The organism is Bacteroides sp. HF-4919, from assembly GCF_018860125.1.
Genome location: NZ_JAHKNF010000006.1, coordinates 32,277 through 56,352, shown reverse-complemented (window position 1 = coordinate 56,352; position 24,076 = coordinate 32,277). Strand labels below are relative to the sequence as shown.

Annotated in this window: 24 protein-coding genes; 4 read left to right on the top strand and 20 right to left on the bottom strand. The window is 43.0% G+C overall.

What is annotated here, in order from left to right; translation table 11 throughout:
- Positions 1 to 19 precede the first annotated feature (19 nt).
- The 11 genes from KO473_RS11720 to KO473_RS11670 all read right to left on the bottom strand — a co-directional run bounded on the left by KO473_RS11720 (position 20) and on the right by KO473_RS11670 (position 11,098).
- Positions 20 to 1,195, bottom strand: a complete 1,176-nt coding sequence (locus tag KO473_RS11720; RefSeq protein ID WP_005818502.1) for a 6-bladed beta-propeller — start codon at positions 1,193 to 1,195, stop codon at positions 20 to 22.
- Positions 1,158 to 1,469, bottom strand: coding sequence for a hypothetical protein (locus tag KO473_RS11715; protein ID WP_005775625.1), 312 nt, complete (start codon positions 1,467 to 1,469; stop codon positions 1,158 to 1,160). The genes KO473_RS11720 and KO473_RS11715 overlap by 38 nt, the downstream gene beginning before the upstream one ends.
- Before the next feature lie 125 nt (positions 1,470 to 1,594).
- Entirely contained in the window at positions 1,595 to 2,509 is a 915-nt protein-coding gene (gene miaA, locus KO473_RS11710; protein ID WP_032537158.1) for a tRNA (adenosine(37)-N6)-dimethylallyltransferase MiaA, read from the bottom strand.
- A gap of 100 nt (positions 2,510 to 2,609) precedes the next feature.
- Positions 2,610 to 3,173 (bottom strand): hypothetical protein, encoded by a 564-nt coding sequence (locus KO473_RS11705; protein WP_005775628.1) that lies wholly within the window; start codon positions 3,171 to 3,173, stop codon positions 2,610 to 2,612.
- Between the two features lie 134 nt (positions 3,174 to 3,307).
- Positions 3,308 to 4,075: an acyl-ACP--UDP-N-acetylglucosamine O-acyltransferase gene (lpxA, locus tag KO473_RS11700; protein ID WP_005775629.1), complete on the bottom strand. Its 768-nt coding sequence runs from the start codon at positions 4,073 to 4,075 to the stop codon at positions 3,308 to 3,310.
- Positions 4,076 to 4,084: 9 nt separating this feature from the next.
- A complete protein-coding gene (locus tag KO473_RS11695; protein ID WP_122130225.1) occupies positions 4,085 to 5,470 on the bottom strand; it encodes a bifunctional UDP-3-O-[3-hydroxymyristoyl] N-acetylglucosamine deacetylase/3-hydroxyacyl-ACP dehydratase in 1,386 nt (461 codons plus the stop codon).
- Positions 5,471 to 5,473: 3 nt separating this feature from the next.
- Positions 5,474 to 6,514: a UDP-3-O-(3-hydroxymyristoyl)glucosamine N-acyltransferase gene (gene lpxD, locus KO473_RS11690; protein WP_005775631.1), complete on the bottom strand. Its 1,041-nt coding sequence runs from the start codon at positions 6,512 to 6,514 to the stop codon at positions 5,474 to 5,476.
- An 82-nt stretch (positions 6,515 to 6,596) separates the two neighbouring features.
- Positions 6,597 to 7,826 carry an HD domain-containing protein gene (locus tag KO473_RS11685; RefSeq protein WP_005775632.1) on the bottom strand — a complete coding sequence of 410 codons (1,230 nt, stop codon included), beginning with the start codon at positions 7,824 to 7,826 and terminating at the stop codon, positions 6,597 to 6,599.
- Positions 7,826 to 8,650 (bottom strand): orotidine-5'-phosphate decarboxylase, encoded by an 825-nt coding sequence (gene pyrF / locus KO473_RS11680; protein ID WP_005818508.1) that lies wholly within the window; start codon positions 8,648 to 8,650, stop codon positions 7,826 to 7,828. Before pyrF ends, KO473_RS11685 begins: the two co-directional genes overlap by 1 nt.
- Positions 8,651 to 8,698: 48 nt before the next feature.
- Entirely contained in the window at positions 8,699 to 9,811 is a 1,113-nt protein-coding gene (gene prfA / locus KO473_RS11675; protein WP_005775635.1) for a peptide chain release factor 1, read from the bottom strand.
- Between the two features lie 120 nt (positions 9,812 to 9,931).
- Positions 9,932 to 11,098 (bottom strand): AIR synthase related protein, encoded by a 1,167-nt coding sequence (locus KO473_RS11670; RefSeq protein WP_005775636.1) that lies wholly within the window; start codon positions 11,096 to 11,098, stop codon positions 9,932 to 9,934.
- On the opposite strand from KO473_RS11670, the gene KO473_RS11665 reads away from it, so the two are divergent.
- Complete coding sequence (locus KO473_RS11665) at positions 11,097 to 11,411, top strand: hypothetical protein (protein ID WP_032537334.1); 315 nt, start codon at positions 11,097 to 11,099, stop codon at positions 11,409 to 11,411. The two genes, KO473_RS11670 and KO473_RS11665, sit on opposite strands and share 2 nt — an antisense overlap.
- A gap of 334 nt (positions 11,412 to 11,745) precedes the next feature.
- Here the strand turns inward: KO473_RS11665 and KO473_RS11660 are convergent, their stop codons facing one another.
- The 7 genes from KO473_RS11660 to KO473_RS11630 all read right to left on the bottom strand — a co-directional run bounded on the left by KO473_RS11660 (position 11,746) and on the right by KO473_RS11630 (position 17,857).
- The gene (locus tag KO473_RS11660) at positions 11,746 to 12,327 is read right to left on the bottom strand and encodes a LemA family protein (RefSeq protein WP_005775638.1); all 582 of its coding nucleotides are present in this window, start codon (positions 12,325 to 12,327) and stop codon (positions 11,746 to 11,748) included.
- A 50-nt stretch (positions 12,328 to 12,377) separates the two neighbouring features.
- Positions 12,378 to 13,301 carry a TPM domain-containing protein gene (locus KO473_RS11655; protein WP_005818512.1) on the bottom strand — a complete coding sequence of 308 codons (924 nt, stop codon included), beginning with the start codon at positions 13,299 to 13,301 and terminating at the stop codon, positions 12,378 to 12,380.
- A 1-nt stretch (position 13,302) separates the two neighbouring features.
- Entirely contained in the window at positions 13,303 to 14,253 is a 951-nt protein-coding gene (locus KO473_RS11650) for an alpha/beta hydrolase (protein ID WP_005818514.1), read from the bottom strand.
- Positions 14,253 to 14,996, bottom strand: a complete 744-nt coding sequence (locus KO473_RS11645; protein WP_005818516.1) for a shikimate dehydrogenase — start codon at positions 14,994 to 14,996, stop codon at positions 14,253 to 14,255. Before KO473_RS11645 ends, KO473_RS11650 begins: the two co-directional genes overlap by 1 nt.
- Before the next feature lie 26 nt (positions 14,997 to 15,022).
- Positions 15,023 to 15,760, bottom strand: a complete 738-nt coding sequence (gene ubiE, locus KO473_RS11640; RefSeq protein WP_005775644.1) for a bifunctional demethylmenaquinone methyltransferase/2-methoxy-6-polyprenyl-1,4-benzoquinol methylase UbiE — start codon at positions 15,758 to 15,760, stop codon at positions 15,023 to 15,025.
- A 122-nt stretch (positions 15,761 to 15,882) separates the two neighbouring features.
- Positions 15,883 to 16,824 (bottom strand): phosphoribosylaminoimidazolesuccinocarboxamide synthase, encoded by a 942-nt coding sequence (locus tag KO473_RS11635; RefSeq protein WP_005818517.1) that lies wholly within the window; start codon positions 16,822 to 16,824, stop codon positions 15,883 to 15,885.
- Positions 16,825 to 16,843: 19 nt separating this feature from the next.
- Positions 16,844 to 17,857 (bottom strand): PhoH family protein, encoded by a 1,014-nt coding sequence (locus KO473_RS11630; RefSeq protein WP_005810185.1) that lies wholly within the window; start codon positions 17,855 to 17,857, stop codon positions 16,844 to 16,846.
- A 165-nt stretch (positions 17,858 to 18,022) separates the two neighbouring features.
- Between KO473_RS11630 and KO473_RS11625 the strand changes: the two genes are divergently transcribed.
- Positions 18,023 to 18,703 (top strand): DUF5715 family protein, encoded by a 681-nt coding sequence (locus KO473_RS11625; RefSeq protein WP_005818519.1) that lies wholly within the window; start codon positions 18,023 to 18,025, stop codon positions 18,701 to 18,703.
- Positions 18,704 to 18,778: 75 nt separating this feature from the next.
- Here the strand turns inward: KO473_RS11625 and KO473_RS11620 are convergent, their stop codons facing one another.
- Both KO473_RS11620 and KO473_RS11615 read right to left on the bottom strand, forming a co-directional pair.
- Complete coding sequence (locus tag KO473_RS11620; RefSeq protein ID WP_005818521.1) at positions 18,779 to 20,416, bottom strand: flotillin family protein; 1,638 nt, start codon at positions 20,414 to 20,416, stop codon at positions 18,779 to 18,781.
- Positions 20,417 to 20,439: 23 nt separating this feature from the next.
- Entirely contained in the window at positions 20,440 to 20,937 is a 498-nt protein-coding gene (locus tag KO473_RS11615; protein WP_005818523.1) for a hypothetical protein, read from the bottom strand.
- Between the two features lie 153 nt (positions 20,938 to 21,090).
- Between KO473_RS11615 and glaB the strand changes: the two genes are divergently transcribed.
- Positions 21,091 to 22,878 (top strand): alpha-1,3-galactosidase, encoded by a 1,788-nt coding sequence (gene glaB / locus KO473_RS11610; protein WP_005818525.1) that lies wholly within the window; start codon positions 21,091 to 21,093, stop codon positions 22,876 to 22,878.
- Positions 22,879 to 22,909: 31 nt separating this feature from the next.
- Positions 22,910 to 24,064, top strand: coding sequence for a DUF4468 domain-containing protein (locus KO473_RS11605; RefSeq protein WP_005818527.1), 1,155 nt, complete (start codon positions 22,910 to 22,912; stop codon positions 24,062 to 24,064).
- Positions 24,065 to 24,076: the final 12 nt, after the last annotated feature.

The following is a 24,076-nucleotide window of genomic DNA, read 5'->3' as shown; positions in this document are numbered from 1 at the left end:
TGGGGTTTGGGGATGCGGTTTATTTTACCTGATAGCTAAAAATCACCGGATTAGAGTCACTATCCAATGATTCTGTCAATTTATATAGTTTATCGGACATTTTGTTTTTGAAAGACGGATGATGGTCAACTATAGCTTTGAGGCTGAACAGGGTCGTGGGAGAAACCGTAAAGAATACTCGGTTATTGGCTCCTTCTACCGGTATATATTGGTGCAAGTCTGCTTGGTATTCCGTATTGTATATCTTATTGTATTTCAATAACTTGTTTTGATTTTTATCAAATACATATATACCGAATAGATTTGTACTGAATAATAAGTATTGGGGGGCGTCTGTCACGTTAGTCATTAAATATACATATCGGTCCCATGTGAACTTATTAAGTTCGCGGCAGGTGTATTCTTTGTCTTTGGCTGCTTCCGGAAAGCTTTCATTCATAAAATTGAAGGAGTAGTAAGGACTTATTTTCCCGTCTTCCAGTTGATAGATCGTATCATCGAACTTTCTGGTAAATACAACAGGAGCTGTTCCGCCCAGTTGATGTCCTCCGATAAAACAATAAGGAGCTATTTCTCGGAGTGGTTTTAATAATTCAGTCTTTTGATCGTTCGGGGCTATTACTGTGATGGATGATGTGGATAACTGATTATTAATAAGTGTGGCATTTTCTAAGTATATTATTCCGTTATCAATAGCTATTGAATGATAGTGTCCTGGTAGTTTTGTAGTTCTGATGAAGTTCCCTTGCAAGTCATAATATATCAGTGAGGTTGGGTCGGCTAAGAATACTAAATTTTCATTTTGCCTGTCTATGGCTATATCCAGTATACTTCCATATTCTCCTTTACCTACTCCTACACGGTGTATGGTAAATAGATGTTTGCCTTTGTCATTGAAAGCCAACACTTGCTTCATGGATTTATCTAAAATATAATAGGTGTTTTTCCACTCTATTACCCGATTAATGCGTTTTATCAATGCATTGTCTTTTGTTTCCAGACAGAAGACCTGCGGGTTTTGTAGAAAAAGAGTGTCATTCACTGATTTTTCTACTGTTTCTAACTCTGCAATCGAGCTTGTTATTTCATTCTGGGTCATACATCCACAGAACATTATCATCAATAGGAAGCCGGAGAAAAATATCTTTTTTTTCATATTAAAGAGGTCTTTGACTAATGTCTGCACTAAAATCATATTCGCATGCGATTATACCGCTGCCATAACAACTCGTTTCCGTATAAACAAAAATTGTTTCTATAGTTTTGTTTCCGTTTACATCTACTTGATAAACAGGCTCACTTTGGAAAGAGTCCATTATTCTTCTTTCAGCACCATTATTATAATCAAATTCAGTTTGTGCCAGTGCCTCAATATTGGCTAAAATTATATCCTGCTTTTGGTTTTTAAGATTAAACTCAATTGTAGTGATTGCGCACAAAGCAGTAGCTGCGATACCGCGTTTTTGCATAGTGTTAACTTTAAAAGATTAATATTATTATCTATGTTGGTAAATATATTAATTTTTTTATAATAACACTTGCTTTGCTCTTTTTTTATTCGGCTTCTTTTCTCTATTCTTTAAGAATATATCTGCTATTTATAAGTATCTAATTGAGAGTGGAGGTGCGATAGTATTTCTATCTCTTGTTCAGGATGGAACCATTGGATTTCTTTATCCCGCTTAAACCAAGTCATTTGTTTGCGTGAATAGATACGTGAGTTTTGCTTTATCTTTTCAATGGCAAAAGGTAGTTCCCATTCTCCATCCAGATATTTGAATATCTCTTTATAACCAACAGTATTCAAAGAGTTTAGATTTCGGTGGGTATATACAGAACGTGCTTCTTCCAGTAAGCCTTCTTCCATCATTTGGTCTACGCGGCGGTTGATACGGTCATACAGTTCGGTACGATCCCGAGTCAATCCTATTTTCAGAATATGAAAAGGACGTTCTTTTTTTTGTTGGGTGCGGAAGGAGGTATAAGTCTTTCCTGTCATGTAGCAGATTTCCAATGCGTGAATGACTCGTTTGGGGTTCTTTAAATCTACAATCTTATAATATTCCGGGTCCAGCAATTTCAGTTCGGCACAGAGATTATCCAGTCCTTCTGTTTCGTATTTATGTAGCAGAAGTTCGCGGGTTTCCGTATCCACGGTCGGTATATCGTCAATACCTTTACAGATGGCATCTACATACATCATAGAACCTCCTGTGAGGAGAACGACATCATGCTGTTTGAATAAAAGTTCAAGGAGAGACATTACCTCCGTCTCATATTGGGCGGCACTGTAATAATCGGTGAGTTGCAAAGTACCTACAAAATAATGTGGAACCCGTTTTAATTGCTCCGGGGTTGGAGCTGCTGTTCCTATCTTAAGTTCGGCGTATAACTGCCGGGAATCAGACGAAATGATACTCGTCTTGAAATGTTCTGCTATACGGAGGCTTAACTCCGTTTTTCCTACGCCTGTAGGCCCTATAAGTACGATTAAAGTTTTGGTAGTCATAACGATTAGTAATGTGATAATGTGTCCATGTGACAATATGTCGGCTGCTATGCAATATGATAACGTGGTCGGCAGGTGTATTGTCACATGGGCATATTATTCAAAATTTATCTTCGTCGTATGAACCTCCACCACCGGATGCACCATCGTTAACATCAAATCCTTCTGCATCAAAATCTTCCATGTCGAAGTCCTGATCACCATAGAAATTCTCATCTAAGTCGAGTGAGCCTCCTGCGGCAGCCATCTCTTCGAAATCTACTGTTTGCTTAGGAGCTTCACCTGACTTTTTGGTACATTTGGCACCTTTTATTTCTTTTCCGGTGATGATTTCGGATAATTCGATAAAGAAACAACGTTCCGTCATGTAGTCGAATACATAGAGCAGTTTTTGTTTTTCGTCTTCAATCAGTTCGTTGAGGCGGGTTTCTTTCATTATCCAGCTGTCCATTTCCGGATTATTGTCCATTTCCTCCAGAGTAATTTCTTTCTCTTTTTCCCAATCGTCATCGCAGATAAAGAAAGAAGTCATCTGGTCATTCGTGTAACCCGCTGCTTTCAAGATAGCTTCGTGAAAATCGAAGAAAGTAGCTTCCGGGTCAATCTGTATCTCTCTGACGAAATCGTCAACCTCATCAGATATAATGGTAAATCTGTATATCATAGTTGTTACTGTTTTATTGATGGCGTAAAAGTAATAAAAAACCGAAAGATTGCAAATAAGATGGCTGGGTTTATTCCACAAAAAAGGAGGATGCTTTCCGGGCATCCTCCTTTTTCTTATTGATTTCTATTTATTTACCTGATGATTCCCCGGTCCGAGTTACGAATAAAATCAACGATATATTCTATTTCGGGACTGGCGGGTATTTCTGATTCAACCTTTGCAAGGGCGTCCGATGTGTTGAGTCCGCTTTGGTAAATGATGCGGTATGCATTATGAATATTCTCAATAACTTCATTTGAAAAACCACGACGACGGAGTCCGATGATGTTGATTCCACTATAAGCGATGGGTTCGCGACCGGCTATGATGTATGGGGGAATATCTTTGCTGAAACGACAACCTCCCTGGATCATCACGTATCCGCCTACCCGGCAAAACTGGTGCATCAATACATTTGCACTGATGATGGCATTATCGTCAATAACGATTTCACCGGCCATTTTGGTAGAATTACCAATGATACAGCCGTTACCGATCAATGCGTCGTGAGCTACATGGACACCTTCCATCAGCAGGTTGTTATTGCCTACAATGGTTCTGCCTTTGGCAGCTGTACCCCGGTTGATGGTCACATTTTCACGAATCAGGTTATTATCACCTATTTCGGCTGTGCTCTCTTCACCCTTGAATTTCAAATCCTGGGGAATTGCTCCGATAACGGCTCCCGGGAAGATTGTATTTCCGTTTCCGATACGTGAACCGTACAGGATGTTGGCATTAGCCATAATTTTATTGTTATCTCCGATGACTACATTTCTATCAATGTAAACAAACGGAGCAATCTCTACGTTTTCACCGATTTTTGCTTCGGGATGAATATACGCTAAGGGACTTATCATGCTTATAAATTATTTGTTTTTTACTATTTGAGCCATGAATTCGCATTCACAGACTACTTTCTCACCGACGAAAGCATAGCCTTTCATGGTCGAAATGCCCCGGCGGATAGGAGCCAATAACTCAACACGGAATATCAGGGTATCGCCCGGCACTACTTTCTGACGGAACTTCACGCCATCGATCTTCATGAAATAAGTAGAATAACGGTCTGGTTCATCTACTGAATTTAGAACGAGTAATCCGCCGATTTGAGCCATTGCTTCTATTTGCAGTACACCCGGCATTACAGGCTCTTGAGGGAAGTGTCCTTGGAAGAAAGGTTCATTGGAAGTTACATTCTTTACACCGACAATATAGTTGGCGCCAATTTCAATCACTTTATCCACCAATTGGAATGGATAACGGTGCGGAAGTAGTTCGCGGATACGGTTTACATCCATAATCGGAGCTCGGTTACAGTCATAGGTCGGTGCCTGTATCTCATGCAGGCGGATTTCTTTACGCATCTGACGTGCGAATTTGTTATTGATGGTATGTCCCGGGCGTGTAGCGATGATTCTTCCTTTAATCGGTTTACCAATCAAAGCAAGGTCTCCGATTACGTCCAGTAACTTATGGCGGGCACACTCGTTGGGCCATACCAACGGTTTATGGTTGATATATCCCAGTAGTTTGGCATCCATATGAGGAACACCCATAATATCGGCTAACTTATCATAGTTCTCTTGCGACATTTCGCGTTCGTAAATAACGATGGCATTGTCCAGATCGCCTCCTTTGATAAGTCCGGCTGATAACAGAGGTTCGATTTCACGTACAAATACAAAGGTACGGCTGGGGGCGATCTCTTCTTTGAATTTCTTCATATCCTCCAGTGTTGCAAACTGGTTCGGGATGATGGTCGAATCGTAAGAAACCAGTACGTTCAGGCTGAAATTCTCATCGGGTAATACAATGATGGATGAACCTGTCTCCTCGTCACGAAACTCTATTTTTGATTTAATGATATAGAAATCCTTAACAGCATTTTGCTCCTCGGTTCCTACTCTCTCTATTTCTTGTACATAATATTGTGCACTTCCGTCCAGAATCGGAAATTCCGGTCCGTTAACCTGGATCAGGCAGTTGTCGATGCCCAAAGCATAGAGGGCTGCCATTCCATGTTCAACTGTGCTTACTTTTACTCCATTTTTTGACAGCACGGTTCCTCTTGTCGTTTCAACTACATTATCAGCTACGGCATCGATAATGGGTTGCCCTTCCAGATCCGTGCGCTGTATTTTGTAGCCATGGTTATCCGGGGCAGGGTTAAACGTAACAGTCAGGTCAAGTCCAGTGTGAAGACCTTTTCCTCTCAGTGAAAAGCTATCTTTCAGAGTTTTTTGTTTCAGCATTGGTTACTTATTTAATTGTTGTTTTAATTCTTCTATTTCTTTGCGGAGATTGCGTAATTCGATCTGCATCTCCGGAAGGCTTTTTTGTGCGATGGATGCTTTGAAGTATTGTTTTAGTTCCATAGGAGGAGTTCCGATAAGTTGGCTACCGGATTTTATATTCCCCGGTACACCCGATTGAGCTCCCAGATTTACTTGGTTGCCTATTTTGAGATGTCCGGCAATACCTACTTGTCCGCCGAACATACACCATTCGCCTACCTTGGTAGAACCTGCGATACCCACTTGGGCAGCCATTACGGTATGCGAACCTATTTCGTCGTTGTGAGCTATTTGGATCAGATTATCTAATTTCACTCCGCTATGAATCACGGTCGCTCCCATGGTTGCGCGGTCTATGCAGGTATTGGCTCCGACTTCTACATTATCTTCAAGAATGACGATACCGATTTGAGGAATTTTTTCGTATCCTTGCGGGGTAGGAGCGAAACCGAAGCCGTCTGCTCCGATCACACATCCTGCGTGCAGGATACAATTGTTTCCTACCCGGCAATCATGATATACTGTTGCATTGGCATATAGGATACAATTACTGCCTATTTTGGCACCACCGCCTACAGTGGCATGCGGATGAATAACCGTATTATCTCCTACTTCCGCATGGTCGCCTATGCAGGCGAAAGGAGCTATATATACGTCTTTTCCTATTTTAGCGGTTTCCGCTACATAGGCACGTGGGTCGATACCGGTTCTTTTGGGTTTGCTCATCTCATATAGATTGAGCAGTTTGGCAAGGCTCTCGTAAGCATTGTCTACTTTGATTAATGTTGCTTTTACTTCTTGTTCGGGAGTAAAATCTTTGTTCACCAATACAATGCTAGCTTCGGTCTCATATATATAAGGTGTATATTTCGGATTAGAAAGGAAAGAGATAGCGCCCGGTATTCCTTCTTCTATCTTTGCGAATGTATGTACAGTAGCGTTTTCGTCACCTATAATTTCCCCTTGGATAAATGCTGCAATTTGCTTAGCCGAGAACTCCATAATCTTACTTTAAAATTTAATTAGTACGCAAATAACGGACTTTTTTTTTATATATCCTTACTCTTTGATGAATATTTTATACTTATCTATCCCAACGCAAGTAGCAGATATAGTATTTCTTTACCTTTTTAGAAAGCAATGAAATGTTTAGCATGTCCGATGCTTCTGCAATATTTTTTATTGTTCCGTCTTTGTAAATAATATCAATGCTGTCATCTGCCGAATCGTACATGTTCTTTTCGATACTGGGGGTAGAGACAAAATAGTCTGCTTCGGAAAGAGTGATGCCTAATTGTTGGCTGATCTGCAAAGTCAATTCTTTTTTTCGCTCTTCACTGATAGGTTCAGCGCATATCTCAACCTTGAATATGTTACGATTAATCATACCCAGGCTTAATGTTGATAAAACCTTATCCGTATGGGTGCTCCATACTTTAAGAGCCGTCCAGATATCATTATCGTCCAACTGAATGAAGTTTTCCAGACAGTCAGGGTTATTGTAAAATACTTCCGGGTCGATGTGGTTGTACAGGAAGAATTTCAGCGCCGGCGAGGCAAACAGTTCCACTCCTTGCGAAGCCAGTTCCTTGGCACGTAACAGGGCACTGATCAGCATCCGTTCATAGGCCACTGACGTTTTGTGCAGGTAAACCTGCCAGTACATCAGTCGCCGTGCTGTAAGGAAGTTTTCTATGGAATAGATTCCTTTGGACTCCACTACCAGATGGTCGTCTGCTACGTCGAGCATTTTGATGATGCGTGCCGAACCTATATTGCCTTCCGAAACTCCGGTATAGAAACTGTCACGGCGCAAGTAATCCAGACGGTCCATATCCAGTTGTCCGCTGACTAATTGGTGCAAGAAGCGTTTGGGATATTCGTCTTTGAATATCTGAATGGCTAAACTAAGTTGTCCGTTCAGCTCCTTGTTCATCCGTTCCATCAGCATCAGGGAGATTTCTTCATGGGATACTCCTTTGACAATGGTGTCTTCAAGAACATGCGAAAAAGGCCCGTGGCCGATGTCGTGCAGAAGGATGGCTGCCTGTACGGCTTCGGCTTCACTGTCGAATATGAAGTTCCCTTTGGAGGCCAGTTGCGTGATAGCTTCGCTCATCAGGTGGAAAGCTCCCAGAGAGTGCTGGAACCGGGTGTGCTGTGCACCGGGATAGACTACGGATGAAAGCCCTACTTGCTTGATGCGGTTTAAACGCTGCAAAAGGGGATGCCGTACGATGTCGTACAGCAACCCCTTTGGTATGTTGATGAACCCGAATACCGGATCGTTGATTATCTTCCGTTCGTGAGGCATTATAAGATAGCTTTCAGCTGTTCTGCCATTTGCTCTTGCACTTCTTTGGCAGCGGCACGGGCGGCAGCGGCAAAATTTTCGGTCTTATCTACATAAATAATTCCGCGGGAGGAATTCACAATGAGTCCACAGGTACTGTTCATGCCATATTTGCATACTTCTTCAAGAGAACCTCCCTGAGCGCCGATACCCGGAACCAGAAGGAAGTGATTGGGGACAATCTTACGGATGTCTTCGAAAGCACGTCCCTGAGTAGCGCCCACAACGTACATCATCTGTTCATCATTGGCCCATTTCTGTGATTTTTTTAATACTTTCTCGAAAAGGCGTTCGCCGTTGGCATCTTCCGTCAGTTGGAAGTCGTGTGAGCCTTTGTTTGAAGTCAGAGTCAGCAGAATTACCCATTTCCCTTCGTAAGATAAGAATGGAGTAACGCTGTCTTCTCCCATATAAGGAGCTACAGTGACAGAGTCGATGTCGAGCTCTTCGAAGAAGGTGCGGGCGTACATGGCCGATGTATTGCCGATATCACCGCGTTTGGCGTCAGCGATGATAAACTGGTCGGGATAATTTTCCTTGATGTAATTTACTGTTTTTTCAAAAGCAATCCATCCTTTTACGCCCATGCTCTCATAGAAAGCCAGATTAGGCTTATAAGCGATGCAATAATCTGCCGTTGCATCAATGATTGCTTTATTGAAAGCGAAGATGGGATCTTCTTCCTTTAAAAGATGTTCCGGTATTTTTTTAATATCTGTGTCGAGCCCTACGCAAAGAAATGACTTTTTGCGTTTGATGTTTTCAAATAATTGTTGTTTATTCATCTTTCTTTGTTTACAAATTTACGATTTACGATTGAAGTTGCCTTCTCGTTACAATTCACTCTCTTTCAGACGTTCAGCATTTTCGGCCACAGTCAACTTATCGATGCATTCCTGGATATCTCCGTCCATGAAGGCGGCCAGGTTATAGATGGTATAATTGATGCGATGGTCGGTTATACGCCCTTGGGGATAGTTATAAGTACGGATTTTGGCCGAACGGTCGCCCGTCGAAACCATTGTTTTACGTTTGGATGCGATGTCGTCGATATACTTCTGATGTTCCTTGTCGTAGATAAACGTACGAAGGCGCGCCAAAGCACGTTCTTTATTTTTAGGCTGGTCGCGGGTTTCAGTACATTCGATCAGGATTTCCTCTGCTACTCCCGTATTGGGATTCTTCCAGATGTAACGCAAGCGGACACCCGATTCAACCTTGTTTACGTTTTGTCCGCCGGCACCTCCCGAACGGAAAGTATCCCATTTGATTTCACCTTCGTTAATCACTACATCAAACTCTTCCGCTTCGGGAAGTACGGCTACCGAAGCTGCCGAGGTATGCACGCGTCCCTGAGTCTCTGTTGCCGGTACGCGCTGAACACGATGTACACCCGATTCGTATTTTAATGTGCCATATACATTATCGCCGGTAACACTGCAAATGATTTCCTTATATCCGCCGGCAGCACCTTCATTGGCGCTGGATACTTCCATCTTCCAACCTTTCGTTTCACAAAATTTGGCGTACATCCGGAAAAGATCGCCTGCAAAGATGGCGGCTTCGTCTCCACCTGTACCTCCGCGAATTTCAAGAATGGCATTTTTGCCGTCCTGAGGATCGGCCGGTACCAGTAACAGTTTGATTTCCTCTTCCAATACCGGAAGGCGTTCCTGGCTGTTGTCCATTTCCTCTTTGGCCATTTCTCTCATATCGGTATCCGACTCGTTTGAGAGAATGTCTTTAGCTTCTTCAATGTTGGCCAGCAGTTGCATGTACTCTTTACGGGCTTTCATCAAATCGTCCAGGTCCTTGTATTCTTTGGTTAATTTTACGTATCGTTTCTGGTCGGCAATCACTGCCGGGTCGGTAATAAGGGTAGACACCTCTTCGAAACGGGCAACAAGACCATCGAGTTTTTCTAATATACTATTGTTGTCTGCCATAAATTTTGGAGTTAAATGAACTACGAATTTAATCCGTCACGGAAACTACAGAGGGTTTCATAAGTACGTGTAAGTACCTCTGCAAACTCTGTGTCCTCTGTGATGGATCTTGTTCGTTTTCTAATATGTGAATTCTCCGAACTCACTCTTGATAATCAGTTCTTTCTTATCGCTTTCTTCGATGCGTCCCACGATTTGTGCAGGGATACCGAAAGATTCGCTGATCTTGATAACTTCGGCCGCGTGTTCGGGTGAAAGGTATACTTCAAGGCGATGGCCCATGTTGAATACCTTATACATTTCTGCCCAGTCGGTTCCACTTTGTTCCTGAATGGTTCTGAACAATGGAGGCACGGGGAAGAGGTTGTCTTTTACTACGCGTACATCGCCTACGAAATGCAGCACTTTGGTTTGTGCACCACCCGAGCAGTGTACCATTCCGTGAATTTCAGGACGTAGCGCATCGAGCAATTTCTTCACTACCGGTGCGTAAGTGCGGGTAGGAGAAAGTACGAGCTTTCCCGCATCGATCGGAGAACCTTCTACTGCGTCTGTCAGCTTCAGTCCGCCCGAATAAACCAGTTCTTCGGGCACTGCCGCATCATAGCTTTCGGGATATTTTTCTGCCAGATATTTGGCAAAAACGTCATGGCGGGCAGAAGTCAGTCCATTGCTGCCCATACCGCCATTGTATTCTTTTTCATAAGTGGCTTGTCCGTGTGAGGCAAGGCCTACAATAACGTCTCCCGGACGGATATTGGCATTGTTGATAACGTCTGCCCGTTTCATGCGGCAGGTTACCGTACTGTCTACGATAATGGTACGGACGAGATCACCCACATCGGCTGTTTCACCACCGGTGGCATACACACCTACTCCCATTTCACGGAGTTCGGCCAGTAGTTCGTCTGTTCCGTTGATGATGGCGGAAATTACTTCTCCGGGAATAAGAAGTTTATTGCGTCCGATGGTTGAAGATACCAGAATATTGTCGACTGCGCCCACACAAAGCAAGTCGTCTATGTTCATGATCAGTGCATCCTGGGCAATCCCTTTCCACACGGAGAGGTCCCCTGTTTCTTTCCAGTACATATAGGCCAGGCTCGATTTGGTTCCTGCACCATCAGCATGCATAATATTGCAATACTCCGGATCTCCACCCAGAATATCAGGGATTATTTTACAGAATGCTTGTGGAAAAATTCCTTTGTCGATGTTCTTGATGGCATTGTGCACATCTTCTTTTGATGCGCTGACGCCTCGCATCATGTATCGTTGATTACTCATGAGTTATTTGGATTTTGTATACAACGGCAAAAGTACTGCTTTTTTTCCTTATAGCCAACAAATTGGCGGATATAACGATGGAGTAATACGACAGGGAGAGAGTCCGTTTTTAATTTGGAAGTTTGAAATGAAAAGTTCAAAAGTGCTTTGCAATCCGCCCTTCAATCTGTTGTTAGTGCAGATCAGGCAAATGGACTTACATACACTCGCTGCGAAGTTAAAGCCCAAAGCACGAAAAAGTTTTGGTGAAAGTTTTGCCGGACCTTTAGTAAAAAGAGCTTTTTCATATGAAATTCTTTATCTTAGCTGCTAAGATAGACATCTTGGCGGCTAAGATATGTATCTTGCCCGCTAAGATATACATCGTAGCACCTGAGATGAACTTTAATTATTGTTTGAAACGAGTTTCCTTTTAGTTCTTTAGTACTTTAAACGGAATAATATCATTTTGTATTTGAAGTACTTTGGAACAAGGTTTAAGAAAAGAGTGGGGGAGGCGAGAGCGGGACGGAGAGAGGGTGACTGCGGAGCAGATTATATGAATGAATAAAGTGGGAAATATACCCTGTTGAGGGTTATTTTCCACTTTATTCATCGGGTATTGTGTATCGGCAATCTTTTCTGGTGAAAAGGATTTGCGTGACTTATCAGAATTTTACTTCCGGTGCCTTTTCCGTGCCTTCGGCTGCTTCGAAATAAGTACGTTTTTCGAAACCGAATATGGAAGCAAAGATGCTTTTCGGGAACCGACGGATAGAGGTATTGTATGCCTGCGCAGCGTCATTAAAATTTTTGCGGGCAACGTTGATGCGGTTTTCCGTACCTTCCAGTTGTGCCTGCAATTCAAGGAAGTTTTGGTTGGCTTTCAGGTCCGGGTAGTTTTCGGTGATGGCAAGCAGCTTGCCCAATGCAGAAGTGACTGCTCCTTGCGCCTTCTGATACTCGGCTAACTTTTCCGGAGTGAGGTCATTAGCGTCTACTTTGATTTGAGTCGCTTTGCTGCGGGCTTCCACTACGCCTTCAAGTGTTTCCTTTTCATGTGAGGCATATCCCTTGACAGTGTTGACCAGGTTAGGAATCAGATCGGCACGACGTTGATACTGTGTCTCTACGTTAGCCCATTGGCTGCTTACATTCTCGTCCATGGATACCAGTCCGTTGTAGGCACTGATGGCCCAGATGACGATAACTGCCACTACGGCAATAAGGATAATAACTGACTTTTTCATATTGTTTCTTTTTGATTACTGATTAATGACTAATAGAATGATTGGGTTGCTTAGAAACGTGAGCCGGCACCTCCGCCTCCGCCCGAACCTCCTCCGAAGCTTCCACCACCGAAGCCGCCTCTGCCGCCTCCGAAACTTCCCCCTCCGAAGCCTCCGATGAAAGGACCTCCGCCTCTTCCGCCACGTCCCCTGTAATTGTCATCGTATGATTGTTGACGCCGGACTACGGTGTGTCCGCAATTGCGGCAAGTATAAATAATATCCTCGGTCTTTACTCCGCTGCGGTTCGATATTAAGTTCGTGCCGCTCCGTTGAAGTTGATGTTTTCCACATTTAGGGCAACGGGTACTTGCCCGTGCAGCCAGTATACCTACCACTCCGGCCACCACAATGAAACCTAAAATAGCAAAGAGAAGCATGGAGGCGGATATCCCCTTTTCTCCGGTATCTTTATCATCATTTACCATCGAGCCATCCAGACGCCGGCATACTGCTTGTACTCCTGCTACCATTCCCCGGTTCCAGTCTCCCTTTTTGAGATAAGGGATCATGTCCTTGGTTTGTATACGTTTGCAGATTGCGTCCGGCAGGTCGCCTTCCAGTCCGTAGCCGGTATAGAACTGTATGCATCGCTGATCGGTGACCAGTAAGATGACCAGTCCGTTATCTTTTCCTTTCTTGCCCACTCCCCATTGGTTGAGCAATTGATGGGAGAACTCAAAACAGTCTTTATCTCCGATGGAAGGTACTACGGCAACTACAGTCTCGATACCTGTTTTTTGTTCCAAAGCATATAGCATCGAGTCCATTTCGTCAGAAGCCTGTTGTGACAAGATTCCAGCAGGATTGCAGACATATTGCATCTTGTTTTGCAAATGTACTTTGGGAATATTGTCTACGGTATATATCTTTTCCTGTGCTTTCAGTGGAAGGAGTATCCACACGAAAAGCAAATAAGTGAGTATCTGTTTCATATCAGTGAATGTAACGGTCAGTGAATTCTTTTACTTTCCGGGTGTATTCTTCCTTATTCTCTTTATAAGATAAAGCATGTGCGGCTCCGGGTACAATCCAAAGCTGCTTGGGAGCCGGTTTGGCTTCATAAAGGGGATAAACCATCCATGTGGGCACGTACGTATCTTTGTCTCCATGAATGAAAAACATTGGCAGGCGGCTTTTTTTTACCTGATTTAATGATGAAGCCTCTTCGAAGTTCCATCCGTACTTTTTCTGGCACAGCAGGCTGGTGGTATTCATTAATGGATATGAAGGAAGGTGGAAACTTGCTTTCAGTTCGTGCGAGAATTCATCCCAGACACTGGTGTAACCACAATCTTCAACGAAACATTTCACGAAGTAGGGCTGTACTTCGCCCGATACCATCATTGTGGTGGCCCCTCCCATTGAAATGCCATGTACAACCATTTGAGTACTGTCACCATAAAGCTCATTGGCGATGTGCATCCATTGCATTACGTCCAGACGGTCTTTCCATCCCATTTGAATGGCCGGTCCACCGCTCTCTCCCTGATGTTGCAGGTCGGGCAAAAGCACATTGTATTGCAGGTCGCGATTGTATAGATAGCCTATCATGAACATGCGGATTGCATTGTCCGTATAGCCATGTACAATGACTGCTGTCTTTTTGGTCGGCTGCGGGGCTGCGATGTAATAAGCATGCAGGCGGACGCCTTCCGGATTTAAAACAAAAGTGTCCCGAAGTGCGTGAGCCTGATTAAGGCTATCCACCCAAGGGCGCAAAAATGGATAGTTTTCGTACATGAAAGGATAAGAGTCGGCATTCTTGGCACGTATCTTCGCTTCCGGGCGGAGCGAATAGTTGAGCATGAAGAAACTTCCGCCTATCGTACATCCGGTAAGCAGCAGCAATAATATAACGACGCTTATCTTAATTCCTTTTTTCATTATTTATTCCATATTTCCCATGCGGCAAATGCTTGCAGCAGTAGCATTTCGAGACCGTTTTTGGTTACGGCCCCATGTTCCTCTCCCTTCTTCATGAAAAGAGTGGTGTTTGGATTATATAACAAATCGTACAATAAATGGTTTGGTGTCAGTAATTCGTAGGGAATGGCAGGGCAAAAGTCTACTTTCGGATACATACCTACCGGTGTACAGTTTACAATCACTGTATGTTCTGCCATGATTTCCGGAGTCAGTTCTTCGTAGGTCAGCATGCCTTCTTTTTGGGTACGGGACACGAATACGTTATCGATTCCCAGATTCTTCAGGCCATGATAGATTGCTTTGGACGAACCGCCTGTACCCAGGATTAACGCCTTTTTATGATAAGGTTGCAACAATGGCTGAATGGACTGGCTGAATCCTATAATGTCCGAATTATATCCTGTCAGTTTTACTTTTCCTTTAGGACCACGAACAATTTTAATAACATTGACTGCACCGATTTTTGCAGTGTCCTTATCCAATTCGTCAAGGAAAGGGATGACTTGCTCTTTATAAGGGATTGTTACGTTCAGTCCGCACAGATTGGGGTTTTCTTCGATCACTTCCATAAAATCGTTGATTTCAGGAATCTCGAAGTTGACGTATTCGGCGTCTATGCCTTCAGACTTAAACTTTTCATTAAAAAAGCCGATAGAAAACGAGTGTTTTAGTGGATAGCCAATTAAACCATACTTTTGCATAAAGGGGGAGGATGTTAAATTAATATTTATTTCGTAGCCGTATAAAGTGTACAGATGCCGAATGTCAGCCGTCGGAATTGTACCTGGCTGAAGCCAACCTGCGAGATAACGTTTTTCATAACCTCTCCTTGGGGAAATGCTTTGATTGTTTGAGGCAGGTAGCTGTAAGCACTGTTGTCTTTCGATAATAGTTTGCCGAGGGTTGGAATGACTATTTTTGAGTAAATGGAAAATAATTGTTTCATCGGAAATCGATCCGGAGTTGTCAGCTCAAGGATTACCAGATGCCCGCCCGGTTTGAGGACACGGCACATTTCGGAAAGCCCTTTATCCAAATCTTCAAAGTTGCGGATACCAAAAGCGACAGTGATAGCGTCAAAACGGTTGTCGGCAAACGAGAGGGAGGTACAGTCTTCCTTTGCAAAAGATATCTTTTCGGAAAGACCTTCCTTTTTCACTTTTTCACGTCCCACATTCATCATTCCTTCAGAAATGTCTGTTCCGATCAGCTGGTCGGGTTGCAGTTCGCGGCATGCCAGAATGGCAAAGTCACCGGTACCGGTTGCCACATCCATTATCTGTTGCGGGCGGAAAGGTTTGAGCCAATTGATTGCCTTTCGTCGCCAACTCCGGTCAATCCCTAATGAAAGGGTATGATTCAGTTGGTCGTATGCAGGGGCAATGTTGTCGAACATCTGTTCTACCTGTTCGCTCTTTTTCCCGTCATTGCTATAAGGTTTGATTTGTTCTTGTGGGTAGTTCATTTTTCATTCAGAGTTTTATTCACCACAGGGTTTACAAAAGTGGACGGTTTTGGGTTTCAAAACCATGTTTGTGTACTCTGTATACCCTGTGGTGAATCTTATTCGTTTCTGATTCGGGCTTCTTATTTTAGAAATGCCATTACGTTCTTCTCGATACGTTCAGCGATGTTGCTGGTATCTTCTTTAACGAATTTCTCACCAGTGATGTTTTCGAATAATTCAATATAACGCTCGCTGATACTTTCTACGATGGCAGGAGTCATTTCAGGAACTTTCTGTCCTTCTTTACCCTGGAATCCGTTTTCCATTAACCACTCACGCACAAATTCTTTGGAGAGTTGCTTTTGGGCTTCACCTTTTTCGAAACGTTCCTGGTAACCGTCGGCATAGAAGTAACGGCTTGAGTCCGGAGTGTGGATTTCGTCCATCAGGTAGATGGTACCGTTGTGTTTACCAAATTCATATTTGGTGTCTACCAAAATCAAACCGCGTTCTGCTGCAATTTCAGTTCCGCGTTTGAACAGGGCCAATGTATATTTTTCAAGTGTAGCATATTCTTCCGGAGTAGCCAATCTCTGGGCCAGAATCTCTTCTTTGGAGATGTCTTCATCATGCAGTCCCATTTCTGCTTTTGTGGTTGGAGTCACGATGGGTTCGGGGAACTTCTGGTTTTCTTTCATACCTTCAGGAAGTTTTACGCCACAGATTTCGCGTACACCGCTTTTGTAGGCACGCCATGCGCTTCCGCAAAGATAACCGCGCACGATCATTTCTACCGGGAAACCTTCACAAAGCACTCCTACTGTAACCATTGGATCCGGGGTTGCGACTTTCCAGTTCGGACAGATGTCTGTTGTGGCATCCAGAAATTTAGCTGCAATCTGATTCAGCATTTGTCCTTTATAAGGGATGCCTTCGGGTAATACTACATCAAAGGCCGAGATACGGTCGGTAGCTACCATTACGAGTTGTTCGCCATTGATGTTGTACACATCACGTACTTTTCCGTGGTACACGCTTTTCTGTCCCGGAAAGTTGAAATCTGTTTTTGTTAATGCTTTCATACTTCTATATAATTATGAATTACAAATTACCAACGTTTTGCCGTTCTTTGCTTATGGTGAGCCGCTCGCCGTTTAACTTTTCCCGTTCGATTTTCTTTTCTTTGTCGAACTTTTCGTAAGCGTCTACAATCCGTTCTACCAGCTTATGGCGCACTATGTCTTTTTTATTCAGTTCAACAAAACTGATTCCTTTGACTCCTTTTAGAATGCGCAATGCCTGCACCAACCCCGATGTTTGTGAAGCCGGAAGGTCTATCTGGGTCATATCTCCGGTGATGATCATCTTGGTATTCATTCCCATACGGGTGAGGAACATTTTAATTTGCTGCGTGGTAGTATTCTGAGCCTCGTCCAGGATTACGACTGCATCATTTAGCGTACGTCCGCGCATAAAGGCTAATGGGGCAATCTGGATGATGTTCAGTTCCATGTATTCTTTTAGTTTGGCAGCTGGAATCATGTCCTGCAAAGCATCATAAAGAGGTTGCAGATACGGGTCTATTTTATCTTTCATATCTCCGGGCAGAAAACCTAACTTTTCACCGGCTTCTACCGCAGGGCGGCTGAGGATAATCTTCTTTATTTCTTTGTTTTTCAGTGCACGAACCGCTAAGGCTATGGCCGTATAGGTCTTGCCCGAACCTGCAGGTCCGATGGCAAATACCATATCGTTCTTGGCAAATCCTTCTACCAGCTTCAATTGATTTTCACTGCGTGGGATAATGGGCTTTCCCGTGACACTGAATACAATCACATTGCCTGCTTTTTCGGCTTGCGGTGCATTTCCTTTTATAATGTCGATAATGACTTCTTCTTTCAGTGAATTGTATTCGGCGCAATATTTTTCAAGCTTGGTGATATTTTCTTCGAAAGCGCACATCTCTTCCTCGTCGCCCAGTACTTTAATGACATTGCCTCGGGCAACAATGCGCAGCTTTGGATACAAAGCTTTTATTAATTGTATGTTAGCGTTGTTTACGCCATAAAAGATAACCGGATCGATATCCTCAAGAACTATCAGCTTTTCTATCATTGAATCAATTTAAAGGTTCACATATACGCTGTGAAATGGACTGCAAATTTAATGAATCGTTCTCATACTTTGCCGATTCTTGCCGAATTAATTTGCGATGCTCTTTCCTGAGAAAGACAATTCCAGTATATTTGCGTCCTCGGAACTTATAAAAAAAGGCTAATTATGGATTTATCCAACTACAGGTATCTCTTTACTATTTCTATATTTTTATGTTTGACCCCGGCTTTTCTGGCAGGTTGCAAAAAGAAAGATATGTCTCTTAAACTTAACGAACCGCGTAACATCAGGGGAGTGGTAAGTTATAAACGCTCATTCGGGGATTTGAATGATGTGCAGCTAAAAGCGGCCCATACTTGGGGAATTACTCCGTTAGCCTCGCGTGAAGAAGCGGAAAATATGGATGGAAAACTGGTTCACATTATTGATAATGAATTTTATGCAGTGGATTCACTTACTCATTCCATTCCTTATTTAGTACCGCGTGCCAGTGCATTGCTCGATACGATTGGAGCGAATTTTTTAGATTCATTGACTGCCAAAGGACTCAATCCGAATAAGATCATTGTTACATCTGTGCTTCGGACAGAGAATGATGTAAAACGTTTACGTCGCCGGAATGGCAATGCGTCAAAAAACTCATGTCATTTCTACGGAACAACATTCGATGTAAGCTGGAAGCGGTTTAAGAAAGTAGAAGATGAGGAGGGACGTCCTCTTCAGGATGTAAGTGCCGATACCTTAAAGTTAGTGTTGGCAGAAGTGTTGCGTGATGTTCGCAAGGCTGATAAATGTTATATAAAGTATGAACTGAAACAAGGGTGTTTTCATATAACAACGAGATAAACGGTAAACTATAAACGATGAACAAAGACTCGCAGAAGTAGCGAAGCCTGTTCATCGTTTATAGTTCGTTTTTGTTTACTGTTTTTTATCTTTTTTTTCCTCCTTCTTGTCTTTCTCTTCCGGGTGAATAATGTTTTTAACCGTTTCTCCGATAGGCAGTTTGTCCAATACTCCTAAACTTGGCGCGACAGTTTTTACCAATGTGTTCAAGAAATTGCTTGTGCCTCCATTACCTCCGTCGAATACAGTGATATTGCCTAAGTTCATATGTTCGAAGGCTTTTACCTGTTCGCCTGCTATTTCTTTCCACTGATCTACCATCTTGTATTGAATAGCAATAGCCGGGTTTGATTCGGCAGCTTTCACCATGGCTTCGAAACCTTCTGCTTCTGCCAGTAACGAGCGTTTTTTACCTTCTGCTTCTGCTTCGAGTTTCAGTTGAATCGCTTTTGCCTCTGCCTCTGCCTGTGCCAGTGTTGCTTTGGCACGGGCTTCTGCTTCACGGGTGATTTTTTCGGCTACGGCTTCTGCTTGCAGAATAGCTTCTTGGCGGGCAACTTCTGCCGGTACTATTTTTTCTGCTTTCAGAGATGATTCTACTTTTCGTGCTTTCGCTTCTTCTACTTCTTTCTGAGCGGTTTCTTTGGCTGTCTGTACGGCTGCTTCTGATTTGGCTGCAGCTTCACCGGCTTGTTTGTCGGCATTGGCTTGGGTTACGGCCAGTTCAGAGTTAGACAACGCGATTTCTTTTTGTGCTTCGTTTCGTCCGATGGCAGCTTTCTTTTGTGCTTCAGCTTGTTTGATCTCCATGTCGGAGTTCAACTCTGCAATGCGGCTTTCCTTTTCGGTATTGGCCTGCTCTATCCGGATATTCTTTTCTGCTTCTGCTTTAGCCACTTGCGATTCTTTTTCTGCATTGGCGATAGCTACCTGGGAGATACGGTCTTTGTCGGCATTGGCTACCGAGATCTCTTGCAGCTTTTTGGTTTCCGCAATGGCGATATCTTGATCTTTACGAGTCTCCGCCACTTTGGTTTCACGTTCTTTAATCTGGTTGGCAATCTTGATAGCACCCAGTTTTTCCTGTTCTTCAATATTGGCTTGTGCCTCGTTTTGAGCTTTACTTTCCGCTTCTTTTCCTAAATTGACGATATAATTGGCAGCATCGCGAATATCGCTGATGTTAATATTCATCAGGTACAAACCGAATTTGCGGAGTTCTGTATCAATGTTATCTTTTACTTTAGAGAGGAATTTATCACGGTCGGAGTTCAACTCCTCAATTGTCATGTCGGCAATAACCAGACGCATCTGTCCGTAAACCACATCTGTTATCAGATTTTGTTTATCGTCCATGGTCAGCCCCAACATACGTTCGGCAGCATTTTGCATGACTTCGGGATCCGTACTGATAGCTACTGTAATGGTAGTCGGCACATCCACACGAATATTCTGAGCGGAAAGTGCTCCTGTCAGTTTACAGTCTATCTGCATCGGTTTCATCGACAGGAATTCGTATCCCTGTACGATAGGCCATACGAAAGCGGCACCACCGTGATATAGTTTTGCAGACTTTTTATCTCCGCCTGTCTTACCATATACTACTAATACTTCGTCACTTTTACATTTCCGGTAGCGTGAAAGAATACCGATAAATGTAATTAAGATTACCGCCACGAGTATGGCAGCCATAATCATCATTTCTTGGGTCATAGTTCTCTTTTTTGAGTTTGTAATTATTGGATATATAAAGTTCCGTCTTTGTATGAGGTGATCGTTGCTTTATCTCCGGTTTGGTAGGGTTTACCTGATTCCGTGATAACATCGACTTCTCTCATGGCTCCGTCCCGGCTGATCTGTACTGTGTATTTTTTTTCGTTCTGTTTGAAGTAAATGGTACATTCTCTTCCTACTAACTGATCTGTTTTCTCCGAGTGGTTGGTCTGTTGCAACTGATAGGCTTTCTTATATAAAAACCAGACGGCAAAAACAAATATCAGTCCGATGACAAATCCAGTCAGATAGGTCTGTATTTCGGTGTTGTGTTGCAAATACATATACCAGCCGAATCCGATACCGAAGTGGGTCAGTCCTTTAAAAGAAACCACACTGCTGATATCAGTGTCGATGTCCGTATCTGCATCGAAATCACCAAAAAAAACGGATAGGATGAATTGTACTGCAAAAATGCCTGTCGTGACAATAGCAATGGTTAGGAAAATATTACTACTCATGGCAATAGGTGTTTAATGAATCGTTTTATAGATATAGTCCCCAAATATACATCTTTGGTTTTTATATGCAAAGGTAAACTAATAAAAAAATGGAAGAATCGGAAAATGAATGTATATTTGTAGCCTAATTATTAAACAGAAATTGAAAAAACTATGAAGACAATCCTACTCTTTACTCTGAGTCTGCTGCTCTCTTTATCCGTGTCGGATGTTTGTGCACAAGAACGTGTTTACGACATTTCCCAGTTTGGCTTGAAAGCCAATAGTAAGAAAAACGCATCACCTGTTGTGCGTAAGGCCATAGCTAAGATTAAAGCTGAATGCCGTAATGGTGAAGAAGTGGTACTTCGTTTTCCTGCCGGACGCTACAATTTTCATGAAAACGGTTCGGATGTACGCGAATATTATATATCCAATCACGATCAGGACAATCCCAAAAAGGTGGGCATTGCCTTGGAGGATATGAAGAACCTGACTATTGACGGACAAGGTTCCGAGTTTGTATTTTATGGAAGGATGATTCCGGTTTCTTTGCTCCGTTCGGAGAATTGCGTACTGAAGAACTTTAGTATTGATTTTGAACAGCCTCATATTGCTCAGGTGCAAGTGATAGAGAATGATCCGGAAAAAGGAATCACTTTTGAACCTGCATCGTGGGTGGATTATCGTATAAGTAAGGATTCTGTATTTGAAGGACTGGGTGAAGGCTGGACAATGCGATACTCTTGGGGAATTGCTTTCGATGGTAAAACAAAACATGTCGTATACAACACCAGTGATATCGGTTGTCCTACCAAAGGAGCTTTCGAAGTGGCTCCCCGCCGTATCTGTTCTCCGAAATGGAAAGACGCGCGTCTGGTGCCGGGCACGGTAGTAGCCATGCGTGGATGGGGACGTCCTACTCCCGGTATTTTCATGTCACATGACATTAATACTTCTTTGCTTAATGTCAAAGTGCATTATGCGGAAGGCATGGGACTTTTGGCACAGCTTTGCGAAGATATTACACTCGATGGTTTCGGGGTTTGTCTGAAAGGCGATAATGATCCTCGTTATTTCACAACGCAGGCAGATGCCACTCACTTCTCCGGATGTAAGGGAAAGATTATTTCGAAGAATGGCCTGTACGAAGGAATGATGGATGATGCCATTAATGTACACGGAACTTATCTGAAAGTAATCAAGCGGGTAGATGATCATACGTTGATAGGACGCTATATGCACGATCAGTCCTGGGGGTTCGAATGGGGACGTCCGGGGGATGATGTTCAGTTTGTACGTTCTGAAACGATGGAGCTGATTGGCAATCAAAACCAGATTACTGCAATTCGTCCTTATGATAAAAATGAAATATCGGGAGCCCGTGAGTTCAGCATTACTTTTAAAGATCCTATTGATCCGGCTATCAATGAAAAAAGTAGTTTTGGGATTGAAAACCTGACATGGACTCCTGAAGTGCTGTTTGCCGGCAATACGATTCGCAATAACCGTGCTCGCGGTACACTGTTCAGCACTCCTAAAAAAACAGTGGTAGAAGACAATCTGTTTGATCATACCTCCGGTACGGCTATTTTATTGTGTGGCGACTGTAATGGCTGGTTCGAGACAGGTGCTTGTCGTGATGTTACCATTCGCCGCAATCGTTTTATCAATGCGCTTACCAACATGTTCCAGTTTACCAATGCAATTATCTCTATTTATCCTGAAATACCTAATTTGAAGGATCAACAGAAGTATTTTCATGGTGGAAAAGACGGAGGTATTGTGATTGAGGACAATGAATTCGATACATTTGATGCACCGATTCTTTATGCAAAGTCCGTAGACGGGTTGATATTTCGCAACAATGTGATTAAAACCAATACAGAATTTAAGCCTTTCCACTGGAATAAAAACCGTTTCTTGCTTGAACGGGTAACAAACGTGAAGATTTCAGAGTAAAGTCGGGACTCTGTAAAATACTTATAAACGTATGAAGAGAATTTTATTATCCCTTTTAATCTGTTTCCCTATACTTCTTTGGGCGCAGGAAGACAATAGTAAATATTTGGCTGGTGCAGTGCCGGTTGTTAATGGAAAGGTCATCTTTACAGAACATATTCAGGCTCCCGGGTTATCAAAACAACAAGTTTATGATGTATTGTTGAAGTGGGCCGAGAAACGTTTTGCACCTTCAAAAGGACAAAAGGGCAGGGTTGCCTATTTTGATAAGGAAAGAGGGCAGATTGCATGTCTGGGTGAAGAATATCTTCAACTATCTGCAACCAACAGTTTCTTTTTGGATCGTGCTACCATCAAATATCGATTGGTGATGAACTGTCTGGATGGATCTTGCAAGATGGAGATGTACAACATTTCTTATTTTCATGGTGACAATAAAGAAATGGAGGCCGAAGACTGGATAACAGATGAGGCGGGACTGAATAAAGCCAAAACAAAAGTGGTTGCCAAGTATGGAAAACTCCGTATCAAAACAATCGATCTGTTTGATGACCTGGCGGAAAAGGCAGCGAAGGCGTTGGGAGGAACGGAGGCGCTGGTTCCCCTCATAGCCAAAGAACCGAAAGTTGTTACGGGAGAGTTTAGCCGGGAAATTCCGGGGGCTGCTGCGGACGGCCCCATGGCAGGCTACAGACGCATCTCTGCGGATAAGATCCCGGGCAATATCATCAAGATGCTTTCTGAGGACTGGATGCTGATTACAGCCTGTACGGAAGAAAAATATAACATGATGACGGCAAGTTGGGGCGGATTGGGATATCTTTATAATAAACCGGTTTCGTTTTGTTTCATTTATCCTGCGCGTTATACTTATCAGTTGATGGAAAAGAATGACACATATACCATCAGCTTTTATACGGAAGCTTATCGGGATGCTCTGAAATATTGCGGAAGCCATAGTGGAGGAGATGCTGATAAGGTGAAAGGCGCCGGACTGACTCCTCTCACTACTCCTTCGGGCAGTAAAGCTTTCTCGGAAGCATGGATGATTATAGAATGCAAAAAAATGCTCTCCCAGCCGATTGCTTCCGGTGCTTTTGATAGTCCGGAATTGAAAGGAGAATGGAAGGATAAACCTTTGCACAAGATGTATATCGGTGAGATAATCAATGTGTGGATCAAGTAAAGCAATTAATTA

What these genes read in the sequence shown, in the direction of transcription:
- pyrF (WP_005818508.1), bottom strand. Translation starts at nt 8,650, where the DNA reads ATGAATAAACAACAATTATTTGAAAACATCAAACGCAAAAAGTCATTT.
- KO473_RS11620 (WP_005818521.1), bottom strand. Translation starts at nt 20,416, where the DNA reads ATGACCCAAGAAATGATGATTATGGCTGCCATACTCGTGGCGGTAATC.
- KO473_RS11630 (WP_005810185.1), bottom strand. Translation starts at nt 17,857, where the DNA reads ATGATAGAAAAGCTGATAGTTCTTGAGGATATCGATCCGGTTATCTTT.
- KO473_RS11705 (WP_005775628.1), bottom strand. Translation starts at nt 3,173, where the DNA reads ATGATATACAGATTTACCATTATATCTGATGAGGTTGACGATTTCGTC.
- KO473_RS11615 (WP_005818523.1), bottom strand. Translation starts at nt 20,937, where the DNA reads ATGAGTAGTAATATTTTCCTAACCATTGCTATTGTCACGACAGGCATT.
- lpxA (WP_005775629.1), bottom strand. Translation starts at nt 4,075, where the DNA reads ATGATAAGTCCCTTAGCGTATATTCATCCCGAAGCAAAAATCGGTGAA.
- KO473_RS11685 (WP_005775632.1), bottom strand. Translation starts at nt 7,826, where the DNA reads ATGCCTCACGAACGGAAGATAATCAACGATCCGGTATTCGGGTTCATC.
- KO473_RS11720 (WP_005818502.1), bottom strand. Translation starts at nt 1,195, where the DNA reads ATGATTTTAGTGCAGACATTAGTCAAAGACCTCTTTAATATGAAAAAA.
- KO473_RS11665 (WP_032537334.1), top strand. Translation starts at nt 11,097, where the DNA reads ATGAGTTATTTGGATTTTGTATACAACGGCAAAAGTACTGCTTTTTTT.
- ubiE (WP_005775644.1), bottom strand. Translation starts at nt 15,760, where the DNA reads ATGAACTACCCACAAGAACAAATCAAACCTTATAGCAATGACGGGAAA.
- glaB (WP_005818525.1), top strand. Translation starts at nt 21,091, where the DNA reads ATGAAGACAATCCTACTCTTTACTCTGAGTCTGCTGCTCTCTTTATCC.
- KO473_RS11605 (WP_005818527.1), top strand. Translation starts at nt 22,910, where the DNA reads ATGAAGAGAATTTTATTATCCCTTTTAATCTGTTTCCCTATACTTCTT.
- KO473_RS11650 (WP_005818514.1), bottom strand. Translation starts at nt 14,253, where the DNA reads ATGAAAAAAGGAATTAAGATAAGCGTCGTTATATTATTGCTGCTGCTT.
- prfA (WP_005775635.1), bottom strand. Translation starts at nt 9,811, where the DNA reads ATGGCAGACAACAATAGTATATTAGAAAAACTCGATGGTCTTGTTGCC.
- KO473_RS11655 (WP_005818512.1), bottom strand. Translation starts at nt 13,301, where the DNA reads ATGAAACAGATACTCACTTATTTGCTTTTCGTGTGGATACTCCTTCCA.
- KO473_RS11660 (WP_005775638.1), bottom strand. Translation starts at nt 12,327, where the DNA reads ATGAAAAAGTCAGTTATTATCCTTATTGCCGTAGTGGCAGTTATCGTC.
- lpxD (WP_005775631.1), bottom strand. Translation starts at nt 6,514, where the DNA reads ATGGAGTTCTCGGCTAAGCAAATTGCAGCATTTATCCAAGGGGAAATT.
- KO473_RS11695 (WP_122130225.1), bottom strand. Translation starts at nt 5,470, where the DNA reads ATGCTGAAACAAAAAACTCTGAAAGATAGCTTTTCACTGAGAGGAAAA.
- KO473_RS11635 (WP_005818517.1), bottom strand. Translation starts at nt 16,824, where the DNA reads ATGAAAGCATTAACAAAAACAGATTTCAACTTTCCGGGACAGAAAAGC.
- KO473_RS11670 (WP_005775636.1), bottom strand. Translation starts at nt 11,098, where the DNA reads ATGAGTAATCAACGATACATGATGCGAGGCGTCAGCGCATCAAAAGAA.
- KO473_RS11625 (WP_005818519.1), top strand. Translation starts at nt 18,023, where the DNA reads ATGGATTTATCCAACTACAGGTATCTCTTTACTATTTCTATATTTTTA.
- miaA (WP_032537158.1), bottom strand. Translation starts at nt 2,509, where the DNA reads ATGACTACCAAAACTTTAATCGTACTTATAGGGCCTACAGGCGTAGGA.
- KO473_RS11645 (WP_005818516.1), bottom strand. Translation starts at nt 14,996, where the DNA reads ATGCAAAAGTATGGTTTAATTGGCTATCCACTAAAACACTCGTTTTCT.
- KO473_RS11715 (WP_005775625.1), bottom strand. Translation starts at nt 1,469, where the DNA reads ATGCAAAAACGCGGTATCGCAGCTACTGCTTTGTGCGCAATCACTACA.